The 22,642-nt window shown below is 73.1% G+C and carries 18 protein-coding genes and 1 rRNA gene; 5 read left to right on the forward strand and 14 right to left on the reverse strand.

Going from position 1 to position 22,642, the window contains the following annotated elements:
- Positions 1–166: 166 nt before the first annotated feature.
- Both ACZ499_RS33950 and ACZ499_RS33955 read right to left on the reverse strand, forming a co-directional pair.
- The gene (locus ACZ499_RS33950; protein ID WP_385548184.1) at positions 167–793 is read right to left on the reverse strand and encodes an NUDIX domain-containing protein; all 627 of its coding nucleotides are present in this window, start codon (positions 791–793) and stop codon (positions 167–169) included.
- Positions 794–868: 75 nt separating this feature from the next.
- On the reverse strand, positions 869–2,545 hold the full coding sequence (locus ACZ499_RS33955; RefSeq protein WP_468680228.1) for a CTP synthase: 1,677 nt from the start codon (positions 2,543–2,545) through the stop codon (positions 869–871).
- 429 nt (positions 2,546–2,974) lie between these two features.
- Between ACZ499_RS33955 and ACZ499_RS33960 the strand changes: the two genes are divergently transcribed.
- The 3 genes from ACZ499_RS33960 (at position 2,975) to ACZ499_RS33970 (ending at position 7,927) form a co-directional block, all read left to right on the forward strand.
- Positions 2,975–4,777 carry a glycoside hydrolase family 15 protein gene (locus tag ACZ499_RS33960; RefSeq protein WP_468412062.1) on the forward strand — a complete coding sequence of 601 codons (1,803 nt, stop codon included), beginning with the start codon at positions 2,975–2,977 and terminating at the stop codon, positions 4,775–4,777.
- A gap of 72 nt (positions 4,778–4,849) precedes the next feature.
- Positions 4,850–6,232, forward strand: a complete 1,383-nt coding sequence (locus ACZ499_RS33965; protein WP_468680230.1) for an FAD-binding oxidoreductase — start codon at positions 4,850–4,852, stop codon at positions 6,230–6,232.
- A gap of 72 nt (positions 6,233–6,304) precedes the next feature.
- Positions 6,305–7,927 carry a PucR family transcriptional regulator gene (locus tag ACZ499_RS33970; RefSeq protein WP_468680232.1) on the forward strand — a complete coding sequence of 541 codons (1,623 nt, stop codon included), beginning with the start codon at positions 6,305–6,307 and terminating at the stop codon, positions 7,925–7,927.
- 12 nt (positions 7,928–7,939) lie between these two features.
- Here the strand turns inward: ACZ499_RS33970 and ACZ499_RS33975 are convergent, their stop codons facing one another.
- The 5 genes from ACZ499_RS33975 to ACZ499_RS33995 form a co-directional block, all read right to left on the reverse strand.
- Positions 7,940–9,061: a glycosyltransferase family 4 protein gene (locus ACZ499_RS33975; RefSeq protein ID WP_468680234.1), complete on the reverse strand. Its 1,122-nt coding sequence runs from the start codon at positions 9,059–9,061 to the stop codon at positions 7,940–7,942.
- A 185-nt stretch (positions 9,062–9,246) separates the two neighbouring features.
- Positions 9,247–10,974, reverse strand: a complete 1,728-nt coding sequence (recN, locus tag ACZ499_RS33980; RefSeq protein WP_468412098.1) for a DNA repair protein RecN — start codon at positions 10,972–10,974, stop codon at positions 9,247–9,249.
- Between the two features lie 915 nt (positions 10,975–11,889).
- Entirely contained in the window at positions 11,890–12,837 is a 948-nt protein-coding gene (locus ACZ499_RS33985) for an NAD kinase (RefSeq protein WP_468680259.1), read from the reverse strand.
- A gap of 5 nt (positions 12,838–12,842) precedes the next feature.
- Positions 12,843–13,658, reverse strand: coding sequence for a TlyA family RNA methyltransferase (locus ACZ499_RS33990; RefSeq protein WP_385549658.1), 816 nt, complete (start codon positions 13,656–13,658; stop codon positions 12,843–12,845).
- Between the two features lie 7 nt (positions 13,659–13,665).
- Positions 13,666–13,944 carry a hypothetical protein gene (locus ACZ499_RS33995; protein ID WP_468680236.1) on the reverse strand — a complete coding sequence of 93 codons (279 nt, stop codon included), beginning with the start codon at positions 13,942–13,944 and terminating at the stop codon, positions 13,666–13,668.
- 42 nt (positions 13,945–13,986) lie between these two features.
- On the opposite strand from ACZ499_RS33995, the gene ACZ499_RS34000 reads away from it, so the two are divergent.
- Entirely contained in the window at positions 13,987–14,334 is a 348-nt protein-coding gene (locus ACZ499_RS34000) for an SCP2 sterol-binding domain-containing protein (RefSeq protein ID WP_468680238.1), read from the forward strand.
- A gap of 61 nt (positions 14,335–14,395) precedes the next feature.
- Here the strand turns inward: ACZ499_RS34000 and ACZ499_RS34005 are convergent, their stop codons facing one another.
- The 4 genes from ACZ499_RS34005 to ACZ499_RS34020 all read right to left on the reverse strand — a co-directional run bounded on the left by ACZ499_RS34005 (position 14,396) and on the right by ACZ499_RS34020 (position 18,518).
- Positions 14,396–15,199 (reverse strand): ABC transporter ATP-binding protein, encoded by an 804-nt coding sequence (locus ACZ499_RS34005; RefSeq protein ID WP_468680240.1) that lies wholly within the window; start codon positions 15,197–15,199, stop codon positions 14,396–14,398.
- Between the two features lie 65 nt (positions 15,200–15,264).
- On the reverse strand, positions 15,265–16,293 hold the full coding sequence (locus tag ACZ499_RS34010; protein WP_468680242.1) for a FecCD family ABC transporter permease: 1,029 nt from the start codon (positions 16,291–16,293) through the stop codon (positions 15,265–15,267).
- Positions 16,290–17,345: a FecCD family ABC transporter permease gene (locus tag ACZ499_RS34015; protein WP_468680261.1), complete on the reverse strand. Its 1,056-nt coding sequence runs from the start codon at positions 17,343–17,345 to the stop codon at positions 16,290–16,292. Before ACZ499_RS34015 ends, ACZ499_RS34010 begins: the two co-directional genes overlap by 4 nt.
- Before the next feature lie 144 nt (positions 17,346–17,489).
- Positions 17,490–18,518 (reverse strand): HAD hydrolase-like protein, encoded by a 1,029-nt coding sequence (locus tag ACZ499_RS34020; protein WP_468412078.1) that lies wholly within the window; start codon positions 18,516–18,518, stop codon positions 17,490–17,492.
- 71 nt (positions 18,519–18,589) lie between these two features.
- On the opposite strand from ACZ499_RS34020, the gene ACZ499_RS34025 reads away from it, so the two are divergent.
- Positions 18,590–19,891, forward strand: coding sequence for a DUF1015 domain-containing protein (locus ACZ499_RS34025; RefSeq protein WP_468680245.1), 1,302 nt, complete (start codon positions 18,590–18,592; stop codon positions 19,889–19,891).
- Between the two features lie 88 nt (positions 19,892–19,979).
- Here ACZ499_RS34025 and ACZ499_RS34030 read toward each other — a convergent pair whose 3' ends face one another.
- The 3 genes from ACZ499_RS34030 to rrf all read right to left on the reverse strand — a co-directional run.
- On the reverse strand, positions 19,980–20,906 hold the full coding sequence (locus ACZ499_RS34030) for a tetratricopeptide repeat protein (RefSeq protein WP_468680263.1): 927 nt from the start codon (positions 20,904–20,906) through the stop codon (positions 19,980–19,982).
- A complete protein-coding gene (locus ACZ499_RS34035; protein ID WP_468680265.1) occupies positions 20,843–22,366 on the reverse strand; it encodes a hypothetical protein in 1,524 nt (507 codons plus the stop codon). Before ACZ499_RS34035 ends, ACZ499_RS34030 begins: the two co-directional genes overlap by 64 nt.
- Positions 22,367–22,554: 188 nt before the next feature.
- A 5S ribosomal RNA gene (gene rrf / locus ACZ499_RS34040) occupies positions 22,555–22,642 on the reverse strand; the annotation flags it as partial.

Raw genomic sequence — 22,642 nt, forward strand, 5'->3', positions numbered from 1 at the left:
TGGTCTGACCTATGACTGTCCGCTGGGCAAAACGTTGCGGTACCACGTGCCCAAAGGGGCGCGGGGAACTGCGCGACCATCCCCCAAGCTCTCGACTTCGTTCGAGCAGGGGGACCCCCACAGGCGGCCCGCAGTCAAGAACCCGCATCCCCAGCGGAGCGCTCCGTCACTTCTCGAACGGGCGGGCCGGCCAGGGCGCCTCGGCCGGGCGCAGCGCCTCAAGACCGGACCCCGCCTGTGCGGCCGTGAGCGCGAGGACGCCCACCACCAGGCAGTTGTTGTGCAGCTCACCGGCGAGCACGCCCCGGACGAGCTCGTCGACGGGCACCCGGGCCAGCTCCATGTCGGCCTCCTCCTCGGAGACCTCGAAGCGCTCGCCCTCCGCCTCGGAGAGATCGCGGGCGAGGAAGATCCGTACGGCCTCGTCGCAGCCGCCGGGCGTGGTGTAGACGTCGGTGAGGACCCGCCAGTCCTCGGCCTTGACGTGCGCCTCCTCGTACAGCTCGCGCTGGGCGGCGTGCAGCGGGTTCTCGCCGGGCACGTCGAGCAGCCCGGCCGGGATCTCCCACAGCTTGTGGCGCACGGGGTGGCGGTACTGGCGCAGCACCAGGACCCGGCCCGCGCCGTCGAGGGCGAGGACGGCCACGGAGCCCGGGTGGACCTGGTAGTCGCGGCGCGCGACCGTGCCGTCGGGCATGACCACGTCGTCGGTGCGGACGCTGGTCTTGTTGCCCTCGAACGGGGTCGTGGTGGCGACGACCCGCCATTCCTCGGAGGTGTCCTGGAGCTGCATCGATGTCCTCCCGCAAAAGCGAAAACCGGGGTACGCGTCCCGAAGGACCCGTACCCCGGCAACCGTATCGTCTGGTTACTTCTTGCCGTTCTTCCGCGCGGCTTCCTGCCGCTCGACGGCCGCCTTCACCAGACCCGCGAAGAGCGGGTGCGGGCGGGTCGGGCGGGAGCGCAGCTCCGGGTGCGCCTGGGTGGCGACCAGGTAGGGGTGCACCTCGCGCGGGTACTCGACGTACTCGACGAGCTTGTTGTCCGGGGACGTGCCCGAGAAGACGATGCCCGCCTTCTTCTCCAGCTCCGCGCGGTAGGAGTTGTTGACCTCGTAGCGGTGGCGGTGGCGCTCCTCGACGTACGGCTGGTCGCCGTAGACCTCGCGCACGATCGAGCCCTCGGCGAGCTTCGCCGGGTACATGCCCAGGCGCATGGTGCCGCCCAGGTCGCCCGCGCCCTCGACGTACGCCAGCTGCTCCTCCATCGTCGAGATGACGGGGTGGGCGGTGGCGGCGTCGAACTCGGTGGAGTTGGCGTCCGGGATGCCGGCCAGGTTGCGGGCGGCCTCGATCACGATGCACTGCAGGCCCAGGCAGATGCCGAGCAGCGGCACCTTGTTCTCGCGGGCGTACTGGATCGCGCCGATCTTGCCGTTGACGCCGCGGTCGCCGAAGCCGCCGGGCACCAGGATCGCGTCCACGTCGCCGAGGTTCTTCCTGGCGCCGGCCGGGGTCTTGCAGTCGTCCGAGGTGACCCACTTGACCGTGACGCGGGCCTTGTTGGCGAAGCCGCCGGCGCGCATGGCCTCGGTGATCGAGAGGTAGGCGTCGGGCAGGTCGATGTACTTGCCGACGAGCGCGACGGTGACCTCGTGCTGCGGGTTGTGGACCCGGTCCAGCAGGTCGTCCCACTGCGTCCAGTCCACATCGCGGAACGGCAGGTCCAGCTTGCGGACGACGTACGCGTCCAGGCCCTCGGTGTGCAGCACCTTGGGGATGTCGTAGATCGACTTGGCGTCGATGGCGGCGACCACCGCGGCCTCGTCGACGTCGCACATCAGCGAGATCTTGCGCTTGATGGACAGCGGCACCTCGCGGTCGGCGCGCAGCACGATCGCATCGGGCTGGATGCCGATGTTGCGCAGGGCGGCGACCGAGTGCTGGGTCGGCTTGGTCTTCAGCTCGCCGGAGGGGCCGATGTAGGGCAGCAGCGAGATGTGCACGACGAAGACGTTGTCGCGGCCGACCTCGTGGCGGACCTGGCGGACGGTCTCCAGGAACGGCAGCGACTCGATGTCACCGACCGTGCCGCCGACCTCGGTGATGACGACGTCGACGTCGTCGGTGGCCATGCGGCGGATGCGGTGCTTGATCTCGTTGGTGATGTGCGGGATGACCTGCACGGTGTCGCCCAGGTACTCGCCGCGCCGCTCCTTGGCGATGACCGTGCTGTAGACCTGGCCGGTGGTGACGTTGGCCGAGCCGTCGAGGTCGACGTCGAGGAAGCGCTCGTAGTGGCCGATGTCCAGGTCGGTCTCGGCGCCGTCGTTGGTGACGAACACCTCGCCGTGCTGGAACGGGTTCATCGTTCCCGGGTCGACGTTCAGGTACGGGTCGAGCTTCTGCATGGTGACGCGCAGGCCGCGCGCCTTGAGGAGCGCACCCAGGCTGGAGGCAGTCAGACCCTTGCCGAGGGAAGAGGCGACACCCCCGGTGACGAAGATGTGCTTGGTCGTCGAGGATGCCAAGGATCGAGTCTGCATGGCCAAGAGGGGGCTCCCGTGGTCGCTGTCTGAAGTGCGTGCCGGTCACCCTCTGTGGATCTCGTACGAGTTGCCGTACGAGTTTCCGGGGGGCGCCGTCGCTGCGGTTCGGGGGTTTTTTCACCACCCGGCCACGGGCTACCAGGGTATCAGCGAGTGCGGCGGACCGCTTCCGGCCACGCTCCGCATACGCCCGGCCAACCCAGTGTGCTCCACTCACCCGGACGGCCGAACGGCGTTGGCGGAAGGCATCGGCGGATCACCCACGTGCGTCGTATCCTGCTCGGACACTCGCCGCCGAGTCGCTGGTAACACGGCGCCACCCCGGCCGTCACCCACAACATGCGCTCGTTGGCGATCCCTTGACCGCATCGCAGTAGCAGTAAGCGCCCCGCGGGGCGGACATGGCCGTTCGACTGGAGATTGCACGTGGCCGGGCGCATCGAGGATTACGCACTCATCGGAGACATGCAGACCGCCGCACTGGTCTGCCGGGACGGCACGACCGACTGGCTGTGCCTGCCACGCTTCGACTCGCACGCCGTCTTCGCCGGACTGCTCGGCACCGATGAACACGGCTTCTGGCGGATCGGCCCGGCCCATGCGGCCGACGCGCCGCCACCCCGGGCGGACCGGCGCCGCTACCGGGGCGACTCGCTGATCCTGGAGTCGGAGTGGGACACCCCGCGCGGCACGGTCCGGGTGACCGATTTCATGCCGCCGCGCGACGGCGCGCCGCAGCTGATCCGGATCGTGGAGGGCGTCAGCGGCCGGGTGCCGATGCGCAGCGCCCTGCGGATGCGTTTCAGCTACGGGCGTGTCGTGCCCTGGGTGCACAAGGTCGACACCCGTACGGTCGCGGTGGCGGGCCCCGACTCGGTCTGGCTGGACACGCCGGTCGACACCTACGGCAAGAACCTCACGACGTACTCCGACTTCACCGTCTCCCCCGGTGAGCGGATCGCCTTCACGATCAGCTGGCAGCCCTCCCACAAGGAGCCGCCCGCGCTCCCGGAGCCGGAGGCGGCCCTGGAGGCGACCGAGGACTTCTGGCGCGAGTGGGTCGAGCACTGCACGTACCACGGGCCCTACCGCGAGGCCGTGGTCCGCTCGCTGATCACGCTCAAGGCGCTCACCTACGCCCCCACCGGCGGCATCGTCGCCGCGCCCACCACCTCGCTGCCCGAGGACATCGGCGGCTCGCGCAACTGGGACTACCGCTACACCTGGCTGCGGGACGCGGCGATCACCCTCTCCTCGCTGCTGCGCACCGGCTACCGCGACGAGGCCCGCGCCTGGCGGGAGTGGCTGCTGCGGGCGGTCGCGGGCGACCCCGAGAACCTCCAGATCATGTACGGGATCGCGGGCGAGCGGGAGCTGGGCGAGGCCGAGCTGGACTGGCTGCCCGGATACGAGGACTCGGCCCCGGTCCGGGTCGGCAACGGCGCCGCCGGCCAGCTCCAGCTGGACGTGTACGGCGAGGTCACCGAGGCCCTGCACCTGGCGCACATGACGGGCCTGGCCCGCAACGACTACGCCTCGCTGCTCCAGCTCAAGCTGATCCGCTACCTGGAGGACCACTGGGACCAGCCGGACGAGGGCATCTGGGAGGTGCGCGGCCCGCGCCGCCACTTCGTGCACTCCAAGGTGATGGCCTGGGTCGCCGTCGACCGCACCATCAAGCTGATCGAGTCGGGCGACGCGGACGGCCCGCTGGAGAAGTGGCGCGAGCTGCGCGACGACATCCACCGCGATGTGTGCGAGAAGGGGTACGACAAGGAGCGCAACACCTTCACGCAGTCGTACGGCTCCAAGGAGCTGGACGCCTCCCTGCTGCTGATCCCGCAGATGGGCTTCCTGCCGCCGGACGACAAGCGCGTGATCGGCACCATCGAGGCGATCCAGCGCGAGCTGTCCACCCCCGACGGGTTCATCCTGCGCTATCCGACGGCGGGCGAGGAGGCCGGCTGCGACGGTCTGGAGGGCGACGAGGGCGCGTTCCTGGCGTGCTCGTTCTGGATGGCGGACGACCTTGCCATGATCGGCCGGGTCGACGAGGCCCGGAAGCTCTTCGAGCGGCTGCTCTCGCTCCGCAACGACCTGGGGCTGCTCGCCGAGGAGTGGGACCCGCGGGAACAGCGGCAGGTGGGCAACTTCCCGCAGGCCTTCAGCCACGTTCCGCTGATCGACACGGCACTGCGGCTGACCGCTTCGGGGGCGTACGGGGGGTAGCTCGCCGCGCCCAAGGGCTCCGTGTCCGCTTAGAGTGGAATTATCCTGTCCCCTCCTGGAAGGGGGCGCACTATGACCACCCCCTCGAAAGCGGGCACGGCCCTCGCCGAGCTCCGCGAAGACCTCGCCGGTGATGTGTTCGCGCCGGAGGATCCGGGCTACGACGAGGCCCGGACGGTCTTCAACGCCATGATCGACCGGCGCCCCGCCGTGATCGCCCAGTGCGAGTCCGACGCGGACGTGGTCACCTCCGTGCGCTTCGCGCGAGACCTGGACCTCAAGATCGCCGTACGCGGCGGCGGCCACAGCGTCTCCGGCCAGGCCCTCAACGACAACGGCCTGGTCATCGATCTGCGCCGGATGCACGAGGTGACCGTCCACCCGGCCGCGCACGCCGTCCGCGTCCAGGGCGGCGCCCTCATGAGCCAGCTGGACCGGGCCACCCAGGAGCACGGCCTGGCCACCACGGGCGGGCGCGTCTCCACCACCGGCGTCGGCGGCTTCGTCCTCGGCGGCGGGTCGGGCTGGCTCGACCGCAGGTTCGGCCTTGCCGTCGACAACCTGCTCGGCGTCGAGCTGGTCACCGCCGACGGCAGCGTGGTGACGGCGAGCGCCGAGGAGAACCCCGAGCTGTTCTGGGCGCTGCACGGCGGCGGCGGCAACTTCGGCGTCGCCACCTCGATCACCCTGCGGCTGCACGATCTGCCCGAGTACTCCATCGCCATGCTGCTGTACCTGCCCGAGCGCGCCCCCGAGGTGGCGTACACCTATCGCGAGCTCATCGCGAACGGGCCGACGGAGGCGAGCGGCGGCGTCCTGTACATGACCGCACCGCCCGAGCCGTTCATCCCCGAGCACCTGGTCGGAAAGGTGCTGTGCGGCGCCCTCGTGGCCTACGCGGGCGGCGAGGAGGCCATGCGCAAGGTCGCCCAGCCGCTGATCGCCCTGCCGCACGAGGTCGAGATCGTCACGGCCATGCCGTACGTGGACATGCAGTGCATGATGGACGACCCGCCCGGGCTGCGGAACTACTGGTCGGCCGAGTATCTGACCGGTCTGCCCGACGAGCTCGTGGATGTCTTCTGCTCCCTGGGCGAGTCCATGCCGACGCCCACCGGCACCCAGCACGTGATCTTCCCGCTGGGCGGCGCCATCGCCGACGGCCCCGCCGAGTACCCGGTGCCCTACCGCGACGCGGCCTGGGCCGTACACCCCTTCGGGATCTGGGAGGACCCGGCGGACGACGAGCGCTGCCGCCAGTGGGTCAAGGACGTCCGGGCCAAGGTCCAGCCGTGGTCGACCGGCGCGGTCTACCTCAACTTCACCGGCGACGAGGGCTCCGACCGGGTGGTCGCGGGCCTCGGCGCCGAGAACATGCGCCGGCTCGCCGAGGTGAAGCGCGCCTACGACCCGGACAACGTCTTCCGCTTCAACCACAACATCGCCCCGGCCTGACGGAAACGGAGAAGTGTGTCGTACCGTGACCCGCATCACCGGCCGGTACGACAAAACACGAGGTGAACCCCATTGGACAGCCAGGGCGGGATCACCGTGCAGCGCGCTCTGGAGCTGCCCGGGCTGCGCGGCGGGCTCCCCGAGGTGGTCGCCGGGGCCGAGCGCCTGGGCCGCACGGTGCGCTGGGTGCACGCGGGCGAGGTCCCGAACATCGCCTCGCTGCTCAAGGGCGGCGAGCTGCTGCTGACCACCGGCCTGGGCCTGGGCACCCGCCCCGCCGAACAGCGCACCTTCGTACGGCGCCTCGCCGAGCGGGGCATCGCCGCACTGGTCGTCGAACTCGGCCCGCGCTTCAGCCGCCTGCCCGCCGCCATCGTGGACACCGCGCGGGCAGCCGGGCTGCCGCTGGTCGCGCTGCACCGCGAGGTCGCGTTCGTGACGGTGACCGAGGAGATCCACACCGAGATCGTCAACGGCCACTACGCCCTGCTCCAGCGCGCCGAGGAGGTGCACCGGCGGTGCACCGGCGCGCTGCTCTCGGGCGGCGGCGTGCCCCAGGTCCTGTCGATCCTGGCCGACTTCACAGCGAACCCGGTGTTCCTGGAGACCCCGGACGGCCAGCTGCTCTACGCGGCCGCCGGCTCCGGCGAGGCGGGCGCCGACCCGCTCCAGGTGTGGGAGGGGCTGCGCGGCCAGCGCGAGTCCCGCGAGTCGGGGCCGCCGGTCGGCGCGGTCCTGGTGGACGTGCCCGGCGGCGGCCACGGCACCGGCGCGGTACGGGCCCGGATCGCCCTGCTCGCCGTCGCCGCGCCGCTGCTGCCGGTCCACCGGATGGCGGCGGAGCGGGCCGCGGGCATCCTCGCGGTGGTGCTGATGCAGGCGCGCCAGGAGGAGGAGCTGGCGGCACGCGGGCGCGGCGACTTCCTGACCGACCTCGCCGAGGGCCGCATCACCGCCGAGGACGCGCCCGCGCAGGCCAAGGTGCTGGGCTTCAAGCCGGGCGAGGGCCCGCTGCTGCCGGTGGTGATGCGGCTGACGTCCGAGCTGTCCCCCACCGGCAACTGGGCGGTCCTGGCGCGTGCGGTCCTGGAGGAGCTGTCCGCGGTGGGCGTGCCGGTCCTGCTCGGCGTACGGCCGGTGGAGGGCCGGGTCCCGCTGCTGCTCGGGCTGCGCTCGGAGTCGGAGCGCACGGCGGTCGCCGACCGGGTGGCAGCGGCGCTGCGGGCCGGCGTGGAGCGCGCCGGGCTCGCCCGGGCAGGGGCCCAGCCGGTGGTGGTGGTCGGGGTCGCGGGCGGCTGGGCGGCCGCGTCGGCGGGGCTGCGCCACGCGGCCGAGACCGCCGCGGCCGCGCAGGGCCTGTCGGAGCGCCCCTGGTACGACGCCCGGCGCCTGGACATCGACCTGCTGCTGTGGCGGCTGCGCGAACACCCGGACCTGGCAGCGTTCGTGGAGCGCGCCATCGGCCCGCTGCGCACCCATGACGCGGCCTCGCGCCCGCCGCTGCTGCCCACCCTGGAGACCTATCTGGCGCACGCCGGCCGCAAGGCGGAGACGGCCCGCGAACTGCACCTCAACCGGCAGACGCTCTACAACCGGCTGGCCCGGATCGCGGAGCTGCTCGGCACGGACCTGGACGACCCGCAGACGGTACTGGCGCTGTCCCTGGCCCTGCGCGCCCGCCGCCACGTCCCGTAACCGCCCGGCCGGTCAGAGCCCCTGACGCTGAGTCAATTCGTCATAGACACTGAGCACTTGGGCCACGGCCTCGTCCTCGGTGGGCCAGCCCGCCGCCTGCACGAGCCCGGCCTCGGCGAGCTCGCGGCACCGTCCGGGGTCGGCGAGCAGCCGCGCCACGGCGTCCCCGAGCGCCGCCGCGTCCCCGTACGGCACCAGCTCGGCCGCGTCCCCGACGAGCTCCGGGACCCCGCCCACGGCGGTCGCGACCAGCGGCACCCCGAGCCGCAGCGCCTCCTGGGCCAGCAGCGAGCGCCCCTCCCAGCGGCTCGCCAGCACGGCCGCGTCGGCGGCGGCCAGCAGCTCGGTGACGTCGTCGCGCTGCCCGAGCAGCTTCACGGGCAGCGCCTCGGCCTCGATGCGCCGCTGGAGCGCGGCCCGCTGCCTGCCCTCCCCCGCGATCGCCAGCAGCGGTACGGGGTCGAGCGCCTTCCAGTGGTGGGCCGCGTCCAGGAGCACGTCGTACCCCCGGTGCTCGACCAGGCTGCCGACGGCCATCAGCAACGGCCGGTCCACGGCCCCGAGTTCTGCCCGCGCCTTGCCGTCCGGGGCGGCCGTACGGGGCCCGGGCACCGCGACCGCGGCGAGCCGGGCGTCCCGGGCGCCGCACCGCCGGGCGCGGTCGACCAGGTCGGACGAGGTGCCGAGCAGCACGGCGGCCGCACGGGCCGCCCGCCGCTCCAGCACCCCCAACACCCGGCCCCGGGCACCCTCGGCGTGGAAGGGGGTCCCCCCTGCTCGACCGGAGCGGAGAGCCTGGGGGAAGGTGTGCCAGGTGACGACGAGGGGGATCGCACGCCGCCCGCCCAGGGCGAGGGCGGTCCGTACGGCCGCGTGCAGCCCGTGCGCGTGCACCACGTCCGCGCCCGCGCAGACCGCCCGCAGGGCGCCGACCGCCACCGGGTCGCCGCGCCGGGGCACGGGGACGAAGTGGGCGCCCGCACCCCGGAAGTCGAACTCCCGCTCCAGCGCGGCGGGAGCGCAGACGGTGACCCGGACGCCCCGCGCGACGAGCCCCGCCGCCAGCGAGCGCACATGCGCGCTGCTGCCCGCACTGCCGCCGCCCAGCACTTGCACCGTACGCAGCTGTGACACGTGAACAGGCTCCCGGGTCGGCGGTGGGCCGGTGTGGACCCGGCCAAGGATGCCAGCCCGCACGGACGTTCCGCCCCCGTCCGGGCGTTTCCCCGTGTCGACAGGCGGCGGACCGGGCCGGGGGACCACCCACACGGGTGAACCGCGACGGCGGGACGACCCCCGGGGGGAGGGCGGAGCCGGGGCTACCCCTCCGCCCGTGCCGTCGCCAGCAGCTCCTCCGCGTGGGCCCGGGCCGTCTCGGAGTCCTCCTGGCCCGCCAGCATCCGGGAGAGCTCGCGGACGCGGTCCTCGCCCTCCAGGACGGTGACGCCGGACCGGGTGACCGTGCCGTCGTTGGTCTTCTCCACCAGGAGCTGGCGGTCCGCGAAGGCCGCCACCTGCGGCAGATGGGTGACCACCACGACCTGCGCCGACTTGGCGAGCTTCGCCAGGCGCCGGCCGATCTCGACCGCCGCCCGGCCGCCGACGCCCGCGTCGACCTCGTCGAAGAGGTACGTGGGCACCGGGTCCGTTCCCGCGAAGACCACCTCGACCGCGAGCATCACCCGGGAGAGCTCACCGCCCGACGCGCCCTTGGCGATCGGCCGCGCCGGGGCGCCCGGGTGCGGGGCGAGCAGCAGCTCCACCTCGTCCGCGCCGGTCGGCCCGTACGCCACGGTCCGCCCGTCCACCTCGACGCCCTCGGCGTCCTCCACCTGCCGTACCGCGAACGACACCCGCGCGTGCGGCATCGCGAGCGACGCCAGCTCGGCCGTCACCGCGTCCGCGAAGCGCGCCGCGGCCTCGGTACGGGCGTCGGTCAACTCCTGGGCCAGTACGGACAGTTCACCGCGCAGCCCGTCCCGCTCGGCCGTCAGCTCGCCGATCCGGTCGTCGTCGCCGTCCAGCTCGGTCAGCCGGGCGGCACCCTGCTGCGCCCAGGCGAGTACGGCCTCGATACCGTCGCCGTACTGGCCGTACTTACGGGTGAGCCCGGTCAGCGCGGCCCGCCGCTCCTCCACGGCCGCGAGCCGCAGGGGGTCGGCGTCGAGGTCGTCCGCGTACCCGGCGAGCTCGCCCGCCACGTCGCCGAGGAGGATTCCGACCTCGCCGATGCGCTCGGCCAGCGCGGCCAGCGCGGGGTCGTGCGACCGTACGGCGTCCAGGGCCCGGTGCGCACCCGCGACCAGGGTGGTCGCGTCGACGCTCTCCGGGTCCTCGGGGTTGCCCGCGAGGGCGGCGTGCGCGAGGGCGGCCGCGGACGCCAGCGCCTCGGCGTGCCCGAGCCGTCCGGCCTCGGCGGCGAGTTCCGTGTCCTCACCCGCCAGCGGCTCGACCGCCGCGATCTCGTCGAGCCCGAACCGCAGCAGATCGGCCTCCTGCGCCCGCTCGCGCGCCCGCGTGGTCAGCTCCTCCAGATCTCCGACGACGGCCCGCAGCCGCCGGTACGCCTCCGCGTACTTGGCCAGCGGCCCTGCCACGGCGTCCCCGGCGTACCGGTCCAGCGCCTCCCGCTGCCGGGCAGGCCTGAGCAGCCCCTGCTGATCGGTCTGCCCATGGACGGCGACCAGCTCGTCGGCCAGCTCCGCGAGGACGCCGACCGGCACGGAGCGCCCGCCGAGGAACGCCCGGGAGCGGCCCTCCGCCGAGACGGTACGGCTGACCAGCAGCGCGCCCTCGTCGAGCTCCGCCCCGGCCTCCTCCGCGCGGATCGCCGCGGTGGCGCCCGCGCGCAGCGCGATCCGCCCCTCGACGACCGCCGACTTGGCGCCGATCCGCACCAGCGCGGGGTCGGCGCGCCCGCCGAGCAGCAGCCCCAGGCTGGTGACGACCATGGTCTTGCCCGCACCGGTCTCGCCGGTCACCGCGGTGAACCCGGGCGACAGCTCGACGACAGCGTCGTCGATGACCCCGAGCGACCGTATCCGCATCTCCTCCAACACGCCCCCGACCTTACGAGGTCCGCCCCCCGGATTGCGACGCCCCCCACACGCTCACCCTCCCGGTTGACCCGCACGCACGTTTTGCCCCACCCCGCCCCTTTCCTCTGTGACATTCGCGGCTCCGCGGCGCGGCCTCCAGGGGTGGGGGGAGGCGGCTCTCCCGGGGGCTACGCCCCCAGACCCCCTTTCGTCCGCGGGCCGGTGGGGGCTGGTCGCGCAGTTCCCCGCGCCCCTTTTCGGCCCGGTGTTCGTCTGCGGGTCAGCTGTGGTTGCTCACGCAGTTCCCCGCGCCCCATTTATGGCCCGGGGTTCGTCTGCGGGTCGGCCGTGGTTGCTCGCGCAGTTCCCCCCGCCCCCTCAAGGTCTGGTCGGTGGTCGGGCGCGGGCCGGCTTGGGCTGGTCGCGCAGTTCCCCGCGCCCCTGAAGGCAGAACGGGCCCTGGCCACATTGCAGCCCCTCCGGCGTGCGAGGAACGGGGCCCGCACATTCAGGCCTCCGGCGCTTGAGGAGCGGGGCAGGGGCCGCAGGCCCCGCCCTCAAGGGGCGCGGGGAACTGCGCGACCAGCCCAAAACGGCCCGCAGACGAACGGGGTCCGGGGCGGAGCCCCGAAAGCGGGGGGCGGGGCGCAGCGAACGTAGCCCACCCACCCCAGGCGGGGGCGCAGCCCCAGCAGGGGGGCGCGGGGGCGCAGCGCCAGCAGGGGGCACCGGGGGCGCAGCCCCGTAGCGGGGTGCAGCCCCCGTGGCAGGGCGCAGGGACCGCAGCAGGGCGCAGGCCCCGCAAGCGGGTGCAGGGGCGCAGCCCCGCCCGGGGTCCGGGGGCACAGCCCCCGGGAACCCTCCTCCACCCCCACCCACCCCCGGAGGGTTAAGGGAACGGGCGGGGTGGGGGCTCAAACAACCTCAGTGCGGCGCACCCCTCCACCCACTAACCGGCAGCGCGAACTTAGCCACCAGCCGGTCCGTGAACGACGCATGGTGCAGCCGCGCCAGACGGACCGGCACAGCCCCCCGCCGAACCTCCACCCGAGCCCCCGGCGGCAGCTCGACCGTACGACGCCCGTCGCACCACAGCACCCCGTGCGGCGTATGCGGCTGCACCTCCACCGCCAGCACCGAACTCGGCGACGTCACCAGCGGCTTGGCGAACAGCGCGTGGGCGCTGATCGGCACCATCAGGAGCGCCTCGACCTCCGGCCACACCACCGGCCCGCCCGCCGAGAAGGCGTACGCCGTCGACCCGGTCGGCGTCGCGTACACGATCCCGTCGCAGCCGAACCCCGTCACCGGCCGCCCGTCGATCTCCAGGACGACTTCGAGCATCCGCTCGGGCGACACCTTCTGCACGGCGGCCTCGTTGAGCGCCCAGTCGGTGTGCACCACGTCGCCGTTGCTGTGCACCACGACGTCGAGGGTCATCCGCTCCTCGACCTCGTAGGAGCGCGCGACCACCCGGTCCACGACCTTGTCCAGGTCGTCCCGCTCCGCCTCGGCGAGGAACCCGACCCGGCCGAGGTTGACGCCGAGCATCGGCACCCCGGACGCCCGCGCGAACTCGGCGCCGCGCAGCAGCGTCCCGTCCCCGCCGAGCACGATCAGCAGTTCACATCCGTCGAGGCACTGCGGGGTCGCCTCCTTGACCGTCTTCACGGACTCGGGCAGCGGAATGTCGGCCGCCTCCGCCTCCAGGACCCGCACCCCGATGCCGCAGCGCAGCAGCCCCCGTACCACCAGCTCCGCACTGCGGATGGCGGCGGGCCGCCCGGTGTGCGCGAGCAGGAACACCGTGCGCTCCGCCCCACCTCGCTCGCACGCGGCGTCCCCCCCGCGCGTCTCCTCCGCGTTCCCCAACGAGCTCAACTAGGTCCCTCCGCCACTGCACGCTCGACATCAGCCGGATCCAGCGCGGGCGCTCCCGCCCGCAGCCACAGAAAGTATTCGACATTGCCGGAGGGTCCGGGGAGCGGGCTGGCCGTGACCCCGAGCACACCGAGCCCGAGCCCGGCGGCCTGCGCGGCCACCGTGCGTACGGTCTCGGCCCGCAGCTCCGGGCTGCGCACCACACCTCCGCTGCCGAGCCGGTCCTTGCCGATCTCGAACTGCGGCTTGACCATGAGCACCAGGTCCGCGTCCGGCGCGCAGCACCGCACCAGCGCGGGCAGCACCAGCCCGAGCGCGATGAAGGACAGGTCCCCCACCACCAGGTCGGCCGGCTCGCCGTCGATGTCGTCGAGCGTCAACTCCCGTACGTTCGTACGGTCCTTGACGGTGACCCGGTCGTCACTCTGGAGGGACCAGGCGAGCTGTCCGTACCCGACGTCCACGGCCACCACGTGCCCGGCGCCCGAGCGCAGCAGCACGTCCGTGAAGCCGCCGGTGGAGGCGCCCGCGTCCAGCGCCCGGCGCCCCTCGACCTTCAGCCCCTGCGGGACGAAGGCCGCCAGCGCGCCGGCCAGCTTGTGGCCGCCGCGCGAGACGTAGTCCGGGTCGCTGTCGTCCTCGGCCACGACGATGGCGGCGGCGGTCTCGACCTGGGTGGCGGACTTGGTGGCGGTGTTGCCGCCGACCGTCACCCGCCCGGCGGCGATCAGCTGCGCGGCGTGCTCACGGGACCGGGCGAGCTTCCGGCGGACCAGCTCGGCGTCGAGGCGGCGGCGTGCCACTCCTGCCACGTTCGGTTCAGCTCCTGTTGTCGTACGTATGTGACGCGGGGGACGGGGCCGGCGGCCCCGGGCGGGCGTCGAGCGCGCTCAGCGTCTCGCGCAGCCCCCCGTGTACATCCTCGTACACCTCGACGTGTCCCTCCGTATCGAGGTGGTCGACGTCCGCCAGCCGCTCGACCAGGACGTCCACCAGGGGGTCGCCGGTGGGGTCGCGGGGCACGTCCAGGGGCGCCGGGCCGAGGGGGTCGTCGTGCCCGCCGGCCTCCGCCTCGGGCTCCGGCATCAAGTCGCTCATGGCAAGACGCTACCGCGTGGGCCTGCGGTACGGTCGATCACGATGGCGACGATGCAGGAGTGCCGCGCGGCACTCGACGTACTTTCCGGCAACCTGGCCGGCGCGAACGGCGACGTGCACGCCGCCGCCGCGCTCGACCGCTCGCTGAGCTGCCACATCACGGACCTGGATCGCACGTTCACCGGGCGCCTGCGGGACGGCCGCATCGAGGTCGAGCGGACACTGGACGGCCCGCCGGCCGAACGCGCCCAGATCCGCCTCGCCATGAAGGGCGACGACCTGGTGGCGATGGTCGCGGGCGAGCTGAACTTCGCGCGGGCGTGGACGTCGGGGCGGGTCCGCCTGGAGGCGGGGTTCCGCGACCTGCTCAGGCTGCGGACGTTGCTGTAGGAGTCCGGGCCCTTCACATTGTGTGCATTCACGTCGTACGAAACCGGTGCCCGCGCCTCTGTCAGGACACCGCCGCCGCGTCCCGCTGCCGCGCCGCCGGCACCACCAGCGGCGTGCCCGTCTCCGGGTCGTCGATGACCTGGCAGCGGACCCCGAACACCTCCCGCACCAGCTCCGCCGTGACGATCCGCGAGGGCGGCCCCTCGGCCACGATCTCGCCGTCGCGCATCGCGATCAGATGCGTGGCGTACCGGGCGGCCTGGTTGAGGTCGTGCAGCACAGCGACCAGCGTGCGCCCCTGGGACTCGTGCAGCTCGGCGCACAGGTCCAGGACCTCTATCTGATGCTGGATGTCCAAGAACGTCGTCGGCTCGTCGAGCAGCAGCAGCGGGGTCTGCTGGGCCAGCGCCATCGCGATCCACACCCGCTGGCGCTGCCCGCCCGACAGCTCGTCGACGTACCGCTCCCCCAGCTCGCCCACACCGGTGGCTTCCATCGACTCCTGGACGATCCGCTCGTCCTCGGGCGACCACTGCCGCAGCAGCCCCTGGTGCGGGTAACGGCCGCGCGCGACCAGGTCCGCGACCGTGATCCCGTCCGGCGCGATCGACGACTGGGGCAGCAGCCCGAGGGTCCTGGCGACCTTCTTCGCGGGCATCGAGTGGATGGTCTGCCCGTCGAGCAGCACCCGCCCCTCGCTCGGCTTCAGCATCCGCGAAAGGGCGCGCAGGAGCGTCGACTTGCCGCAGGCGTTGGGGCCGACGATGACGGTGAACGAGTGGTCCGGGATCTCCACCGACAGGTCCTTGGCGATCACCCGCTGGTCGTAGCCGAGGGTCACCGAATCGGCGCTGAGGCGCTGCATGCTCGTACTCCTGGAGGAAGAACCGGAATCCGTACGGGTACGGGGGTCGGGGAGGTGCGGGCCGCTCATATCCGGCCCGCCTTGCGCTCGGTGACCAGCAGCCACAGCAGATAGAGGCCGCCGACCACCCCGGTCACCACGCCCACCGGCAGCTTGCTCTCGCCGAACAGCCGCTGGGAGGCCCAGTCGGCGGTGACGAGCAGGGTCGCGCCCATGCAGCCGGAGGCCAGGATGTTGGGCCCGGTGGCCCGGGTGAGGCGGCGGGCGAGCTGCGGCGCGGTCAGCGCGACGAAGGAGATCGGCCCGGCCGCCGCGGTCCCGGCGGCGTTGAGGAGCACGGCGGCGAGCATCAGCACGGTCCGGGTCCGCTGGACGGGCACGCCGAGCGCGTGGGCCGCGTCGTCGCCCATCTCCAGCATCCGCAGCGGCCGTCCGTACGCGAGGATCACCGGCAGCAGCACCGCGAACAGCGCGAGCAGCGGCCACACCTGCGCCCAGTCCCGCCCGTCGAGCGAGCCTGTCAGCCACACCATGGCCCGGGTCGCGTCGACCAGCTGGGCCTTGGTGAGCAGGTACTGGATGCAGGCGGTGAGCATCGCGGCGGCGCCGATGCCGACGAGCACGAGCCGGTAGCCGTGCACACCCTTCTTCCAGGCGAGCAGATAGACGGCGACCCCGGTCGCGAGCCCGCCGAGCAGGGCGCCGACCGCGACCTGGGTGGCGCTGCCCCCGAACCAGACGATGACGACGAGGGCGCCGACGGAAGACCCCTGGCCGAAGCCGATGATGTCCGGACTGCCCAGCGGATTGCGGGAGATGGACTGGAAGACCGCGCCCGAGATGCCGAGCGCGGCGCCCACGAGCAGCCCCACGAGCACCCGGGGCAGCCGCAGCTCGTTGATGATGAAGTCCTGCTGGGCGGTGCCGGAGCCGAAGAGCGTACGGACGACGTCGAGCGGCGCGATCTCGAAGTCGCCGCTGCCGACGAGGACCACGCCCGCCGTGAGCGCCGCGGCCAGCAGCGCCACGGCGACGACCAGCGAGCGGGTGTCGGCCCGGAAGGAGTAACCCCCGGGCGTGCGTACGGCCTTCACAGCTGAGCCATCCTCTTGCGGCGGACGAGAAAGATGAACACGGGCCCGCCGATGAGCGCCGTGACGATGCCCACCTGGAGCTCGGAGGGCCGGGTGATCACCCTTCCGACCACGTCGGAGCCGAGCAGCAGCACGGGCGAGAGGACGGCCGAGTACGGCAGGATCCAGCGCATGTCGGGCCCGGTGATGGCCCGGACGATGTGCGGGACCATCAGTCCGATGAAGACGATCGGCCCGCAGGCGGCGGTCGCGGCCCCGCACAGCAGCGTGACGGTGACCATCGACAGGACGCGGGTACGGGTGAGATGGGCGCCCAGGGCACGGGCGGTGTCGTCGCCCAGGGCCATCGCGTTGAGCGGCCGGGCGATGAGCGCGGCGAGCACGAGGCCGGCCGCCACGAACGGTGCGATCTCGGTGACGGTGTCCGCGTTGGCGGAGGCCAGCGAGCCGACCGACCAGAACCGCAGCCGGTCCAGGGCGGCCGAGTCCATCAGCTGCACGGCGTTGATATAGCCGTAGAGCGCGGCCGTGGCGGCCGTCCCCGCGAGCGCGAGCCGGACCGGTGTGGCGGCCCGGCTGCCGCCCAGGACGTAGACGAGCGCCGAGACGACCGCGGCGCCGGCGAAGGCGAACCACACATAGCCGGTCAGGCTGGTGACGCCGAAGAAGCTGATCGCCGAGACCACGGCGGCCGAGGCGCCCGCGCTGACGCCGAGGATGCCGGGCTCGGCCAGCGGGTTGCGGGTGAGCGCCTGCATCACCGCGCCGGAGACGCCGAGCGCGGCCCCGACGAGCAGCCCGAGCAGGGTGCGGGGCACCCGGGTGTCGTGGACGATGACGTCGTCGGCGGTGCCGGAGTAGTGGAACAGCCCGTGCCAGACGTCCGCGAGCGGGATCTGTTTGGCGCCGACCGCGATGCTCGCGAGGGCCACGAGGGCCAGGACCCCCGTGGCCGCGAGCAGTCCGGCGGCGCGCAGGGCGTGCCGCCGGGCGGTCGGGGTCGGGGGCGCGGGAGCGGTCTCCGCGCTCGGCTTGGAAGGGCTGTCTACCAACACGCAAGTTAGGTTAGCCTACCCTGCAAAGCGCCCGACAGGGTCCTTGATCCACAACCGGACCGCCACCGGGCTCTCAAGCGGCCGGTGCCCTCAAGCGGCCGGCGGAAGGCCCCTGCCCAGGACCCGGGCCGGGCCCCGGGGTCACCACCCCAGCCGCCCCAGCACCTTCCCCGCGTCCAGCTCGCACACACCCTCGCCCGCATGCGTCCACGCCGCCGCGCACAGCGCCCGCAGACCGTCCAGCGGCTCGCCGTCGCCGTCCAGGGCCAACGCCTCGTCGCGTACGGCCGCGGTCCACCCGCCGCACCCGAACTCACCGTCGTTTTCAGCCACTTCCGGCTGGCCGGTCAGCATCCCCCGCAGATCCGCGTCCACGAACGTCGGCCGGTGCTCGGGCCGGGCGGCGAGCAGCTGGGCGCCGTCGGTCACCCCGGTGAGGACGAGCAGCGAGTCCACCCCGCCGTTGAACGCCCCCTCGATGTCCGTATCCAGCCGGTCCCCCACCACGAGCGGCTTGCGCGCACCCGTCCGCAGGATCGTCTCCCGGTGCATCGGGGGCAACGGCTTCCCGGCGACCTGCGGCTCGGCGCCGGTCGCGATCCGCACCACCTCCACCGCCGCCCCGTTGCCCGGCGCGATACCGCGCCCGCTCGGGATCGTCAGATCGGTGTTGGACGCGAACCACGGCACCCCGGCCGCGATCGCGTAGCACGCCTCGGCGAACCTGCCCCACGCCAGATCGGGCCCGCCGTACCCCTGCACCACCGCCGCCGGGGCGTCCTCGGCCGACTCCACCGGCACGAGCCCGCGCTCGCGCAGCGCCACCCTCAGCCCCTCGCCGCCGATCACCAGCACCCGCGAACCCTCCGGCACCTGCTCGGAGATCAGCCGCGCCACCGCCTGCGCCGAGGTGATCACATCGCCCGGCTCGGCCGGCACCCCGAGCTCCGTGAGGTGCTCCGCCACCACGTCCGGCGTCCGCAGCGCGTTGTTGGTCACGTACGCGAGGTGCATCCCGCCCTCGCGCGCCGTGCCCAGCGAGCCGACGGCGTGCTCGATCGCCTCGCCGCCCGCGTACACCACCCCGTCAAGATCCAGCAGAGCCGTGTCGTACGCCTCGCTCAGCGCCCGCGCGCTGCCACTCGGCCGGGTCCTGCTCGGCTGGCTCATCCTCATCCACTCCTCGCTCGATGCTCTCCCCCGATCATCGCGCATGCCCGCACCCCACTTACGATGCACTAATGACCACAACAGGGCGTGCGGACGACGACGGGCTGCGCCTTATCCCCTTCCGAGGCCTGCGCTATGTACCCGAGCGCGTCGGCAGCCTAGCGGCCGTGACCTCCCCGCCGTACGACGTGGTGGTGCGGCCCGACGGACTCCTCCACCTGGAGTCGGCGGACCCGTACAACATCGTCCGGCTGATCCTCCCGCAGGCCGCCACGGCCACGGCACGGCACCAGCAGGCCGCGCTCACCCTCGACGACTGGCTCTCGGCGGGCGTCCTCGCCCCCGACCCGGAGCCCGCGCTGTACGTGTACGAACAGCACGACGGCGGGCTGCTCCAGCGCGGCCTCATCGGGGCGCTGGCCCTCTCGGAGCCCTCCGAGGGCGTGGTGCTGCCGCACGAGGACGTGATGCCGCACGTCGTCGAGGACCGCGCCGACCTGATGCGGACGACGGCCGCGCACTTCGAGCCGCTGCTCCTGACGTACCGCGGCGACGCGGGCGCCAACGGCGGCACGCCGACGGGCGCGGGAGCGGTCATCGAGCGGACCGTACGGCGCGAGCCGCTGCTCGCGACGACCACCGAGGACGGCTACAGCCACCGCCTGTGGGCGGTCACGGACCCCGCCGACCTCGCCGAGATCCAGACGGAACTCGCGCACCACCAGGCGGTGATCGCCGACGGCCACCACCGCTGGGCGACCTATCTGCGACTGCGCTCGGAGCAGTCGGCGCCCGGCCCCTGGGACTTCGGCCTGGTCCTGCTCGTCGACACGGCGCGCTATCCCCTGCGGGTACGCGCCATCCACCGGCTGCTCCACCGGCTTCCGGTCAGCGACGCCCTGGCCGCGGTGGCCGAAACCGGTGCCTTCCGCGTCCGTACGCTCGCGGTGCCGCTGCCCGACGCGCTCGACGTCCTCGCGGAGGCGAGCACCGCGGGCAACGCGTTCCTGCTGGCGGGCGACGGACGCTTCCACCTCCTGGACCGCCCCGACGCCGACCTGCTCGCCCGCACCGTCCGCACGGACCGCCCGCAGGCCTGGCGCGAACTCGATGCGGCCGTGCTCCACTCGACGCTCCTGGACCACGTCTGGCGCATCCCGGACGCACCCGAGGACATCATGTACATCCACGACACGGCGGCCGCCGTCGAGCAGGCAGAACGCCGCGGCGGCACTGCGGTGCTCATGCATCCCGTACGCGAAGAGGTCGTCCGGGACCTCGCCCGCCAGGGCGTCACGATGCCCCGCAAGTCGACGTCCTTCGGCCCGAAGCCGGCGACGGGCCTGGTGCTGCGGAGCCTGACGGTGAACTGAGCGGTACGCGGATACGGCGGCACCCGGATACGACAGAGGGCGGCACCCCGGCCGGGGTGCCGCCCTCTTCTCAACTGCCTACAGGAGCTCAGGCCTTGTCGGCCGGACCCTTGTCCGCGTCGGCATCGACGACAGCGTCGGCATCGACGACAGCGTCGGCGTCGACGTCAGCGTCGGCCTCAACCTCGGCCTCGTCGAAGTCGTCGGCGTCCACGTCGTCCATGTCATCCACGTCGGCGCGGTCGTCGTCCTCATCCGGCAGGGTGTCCGACTCGTCATCGGCGTCGGCGAGGTCGGTGTCCGGCTCGTCGGGGAGTTCGGCGTCGGCCCGCTCCTCGTCGAGGGCGTCCACGAAGTCCACGCCGTCCATCTCGGCCAGCCGGTCGGAGGCGTCGGTGGCGCCGTCCTTGTCGGACTCCAGCGCCTTGGCGAACCACTCGCGCGCCTCGTCCTCACGCCCGGCGGCAAGCAGCGCGTCGGCGTACGCGTACCGCAGACGCGCGGTCCACGGCTGCACCGAGTTCGACGCGAGCTCCGGGCTCTGCAGGGTCACGATGGCGGCGTCCAGCTGCCCCAGGTCCCGCCGCGCACCGGCCGCGACCAGGCGCATCTCGACCTGGCTCGCCTTGTCGAGCTTCTGCACCTCCGGCGCACCGGCCATCTCCAGCGCACGCTCGGGCCGGCCCATGCCGCGCTCGCAGTCGGCCATGACGGGCCACAGCTCGACGTGCCCGGTCATCCGCCGCGCGGCCCGGAACTCGGCCAGCGCCTCGGAGTACTTCTGCGTCGCGTACGCCGCGAACCCGGCCGCCTCGCGGACCGCCGCCACACGGGAGGCGAGCCGCAGCGCGATGCGCGAGTACGCGTACGCCTGCTCGGGGTCCTCGTCGATCAGCCGGGCCACCATGACCAGGTTCTGGGCGACGTCCTGGGCGAGGGTCTTCGGCAGGCTCAGCAGCTCCTGGTGAACGTCCTCGTCGATCTCGTTGCCCGTGACGTCCTCGTCGATCGGCAGCCGCTTGATCGGCTCACGGTCGCGCTCGCGCTCACGGCGGTCGTCGCCGCCACGGAACCCACCACGGTCGTCGTCGCGGCGCGGGCCACGGTCGTCACGGCGGAAGCCGGGGCGGTCGTCGCGACGGTCATCGCGACGGGGGCCGCGGTCGTCGTCACGGCGGGGACCGGACGGACGGTCGTCGCGCCGGTCGTCGCGGCGGAAGCCGCCACCGGAGGGACGGCCGCCACGGTCGTCGTCACGGCGGAAGGACGGACGGTCGTCATCACGACGCGGGCCGGACGGACGGTCGTCACGGCGACCGTAGCCACCGCCACCACCGGAGGGACGGCCATAGCCACCACCGGACGGGCGACCACCACGGTCGTCATCGCGACGGAAGGAGGGGCGGTCGTCATCACGGCGCGGGCCGCGGTCGTCACGACGGTCGTCGCCGCCACGGAAGCTCGGACGGTCGTCACGACGGAAACCGCCACCGCTGCTGCCACCACGGCTGTCATCACGGCGGCCGTAGCCACCACCACCGGAGGGACGGCCACCACGGTCGTCATCACGACGCGGGGCACGGTCGTCGCGCCGGTCGTCGCGGCGGAAGCCGCCACCGGAGGGGCGACCGCCACGGTCGTCGTCACGGCGGAAGGACGGACGGTCGTCATCACGGCGCGGGCCGGACGGACGGTCGTCGCGCCGGTCGTCGCGGCGGAAGCCGCCACCGGAGGGACGGCCGCCACGGTCGTCGTCACGGCGGAAGGACGGACGGTCGTCATCACGACGCGGGCCGGACGGACGGTCGTCGCGCCGGTCGTCGCGGCGGAAGCCGCCACCGGAGGGACGGCCGCCACGGTCGTCGTCACGGCGGAAGGACGGACGGTCATCGTCACGGCGCGGGCCGGACGGACGGTCGTCACGGCGACCGTAGCCACCGCCACCGCCACCGCCACCACCGGAGGGACGGCCATAGCCACCACCGGACGGGCGACCACCACGGTCGTCATCGCGACGGAAGGAGGGGCGGTCGTCATCACGACGCGGGCCGGACGGACGGTCGTCGCGCCGGTCGTCGCGGCGGAAGCCGCCACCGGAGGGACGGCCGCCACGGTCGTCGTCACGGCGGAAGGACGGACGGTCATCGTCACGGCGCGGGCCGGACGGACGGTCGTCACGGCGACCGTAGCCACCGCCACCGCCACCACCGGAGGGACGGCCATAGCCACCACCGGACGGGCGACCACCACGGTCATCGTCACGGCGCGGGCCGCGGTCGTCGCGACGGTCGTCGCCGCCACGGAAGCTCGGACGGTCGTCACGACGGAAACCGCCACCGCTGCTGCCACCGCGGCTGTCATCACGGCGGAAGCCCCCGCCGGAGCTGCTGGAGCCGCCGGAGCCGCCACGGTCGTCACGGCGCGGACCACGGTCGTCGCGACCGCCCCGGTAGCCGCCCCTGTCACCGCCGTCACGGCTGCGCCCCTCGCGCTGCGGACGGTCCTCGGGAGAGTTGGTGGACATCGGTGCGACTCCTGTCTTCGGGTACTGCAGTCATTCTCGCGCAGTCGGCTGCCCGACGCGCTTCGGAAAATTGAAGCGAAAATAAAAAAGGACCCTTGGTCCCAGCATGAACGCTGGGACCAAGGGTCCTTGAAAGATTGTTCGGCGGTGTCCTACTCTCCCACAGGGTCCCCCCTGCAGTACCATCGGCGCTGAAAGGCTTAGCTTCCGGGTTCGGAATGTAACCG

It is taken from the genome of Streptomyces sp. NPDC031265 (assembly GCF_055570295.1).

Excerpts from the sequence above, each read along its gene's own strand:
- ACZ499_RS33950 (WP_385548184.1), bottom strand. The coding sequence starts at position 793 with ATGCAGCTCCAGGACACCTCCGAGGAATGGCGGGTCGTCGCCACCACG.
- ACZ499_RS33955 (WP_468680228.1), bottom strand. The coding sequence starts at position 2,545 with ATGCAGACTCGATCCTTGGCATCCTCGACGACCAAGCACATCTTCGTC.
- ACZ499_RS33965 (WP_468680230.1), top strand. The coding sequence starts at position 4,850 with ATGACCACCCCCTCGAAAGCGGGCACGGCCCTCGCCGAGCTCCGCGAA.
- recN (WP_468412098.1), bottom strand. The coding sequence starts at position 10,974 with ATGCGGATACGGTCGCTCGGGGTCATCGACGACGCTGTCGTCGAGCTG.
- ACZ499_RS33995 (WP_468680236.1), bottom strand. The coding sequence starts at position 13,944 with ATGAGCGACTTGATGCCGGAGCCCGAGGCGGAGGCCGGCGGGCACGAC.
- ACZ499_RS34000 (WP_468680238.1), top strand. The coding sequence starts at position 13,987 with ATGGCGACGATGCAGGAGTGCCGCGCGGCACTCGACGTACTTTCCGGC.
- ACZ499_RS34005 (WP_468680240.1), bottom strand. The coding sequence starts at position 15,199 with ATGCAGCGCCTCAGCGCCGATTCGGTGACCCTCGGCTACGACCAGCGG.
- ACZ499_RS34020 (WP_468412078.1), bottom strand. The coding sequence starts at position 18,518 with ATGAGCCAGCCGAGCAGGACCCGGCCGAGTGGCAGCGCGCGGGCGCTG.
- ACZ499_RS34025 (WP_468680245.1), top strand. The coding sequence starts at position 18,590 with ATGACCACAACAGGGCGTGCGGACGACGACGGGCTGCGCCTTATCCCC.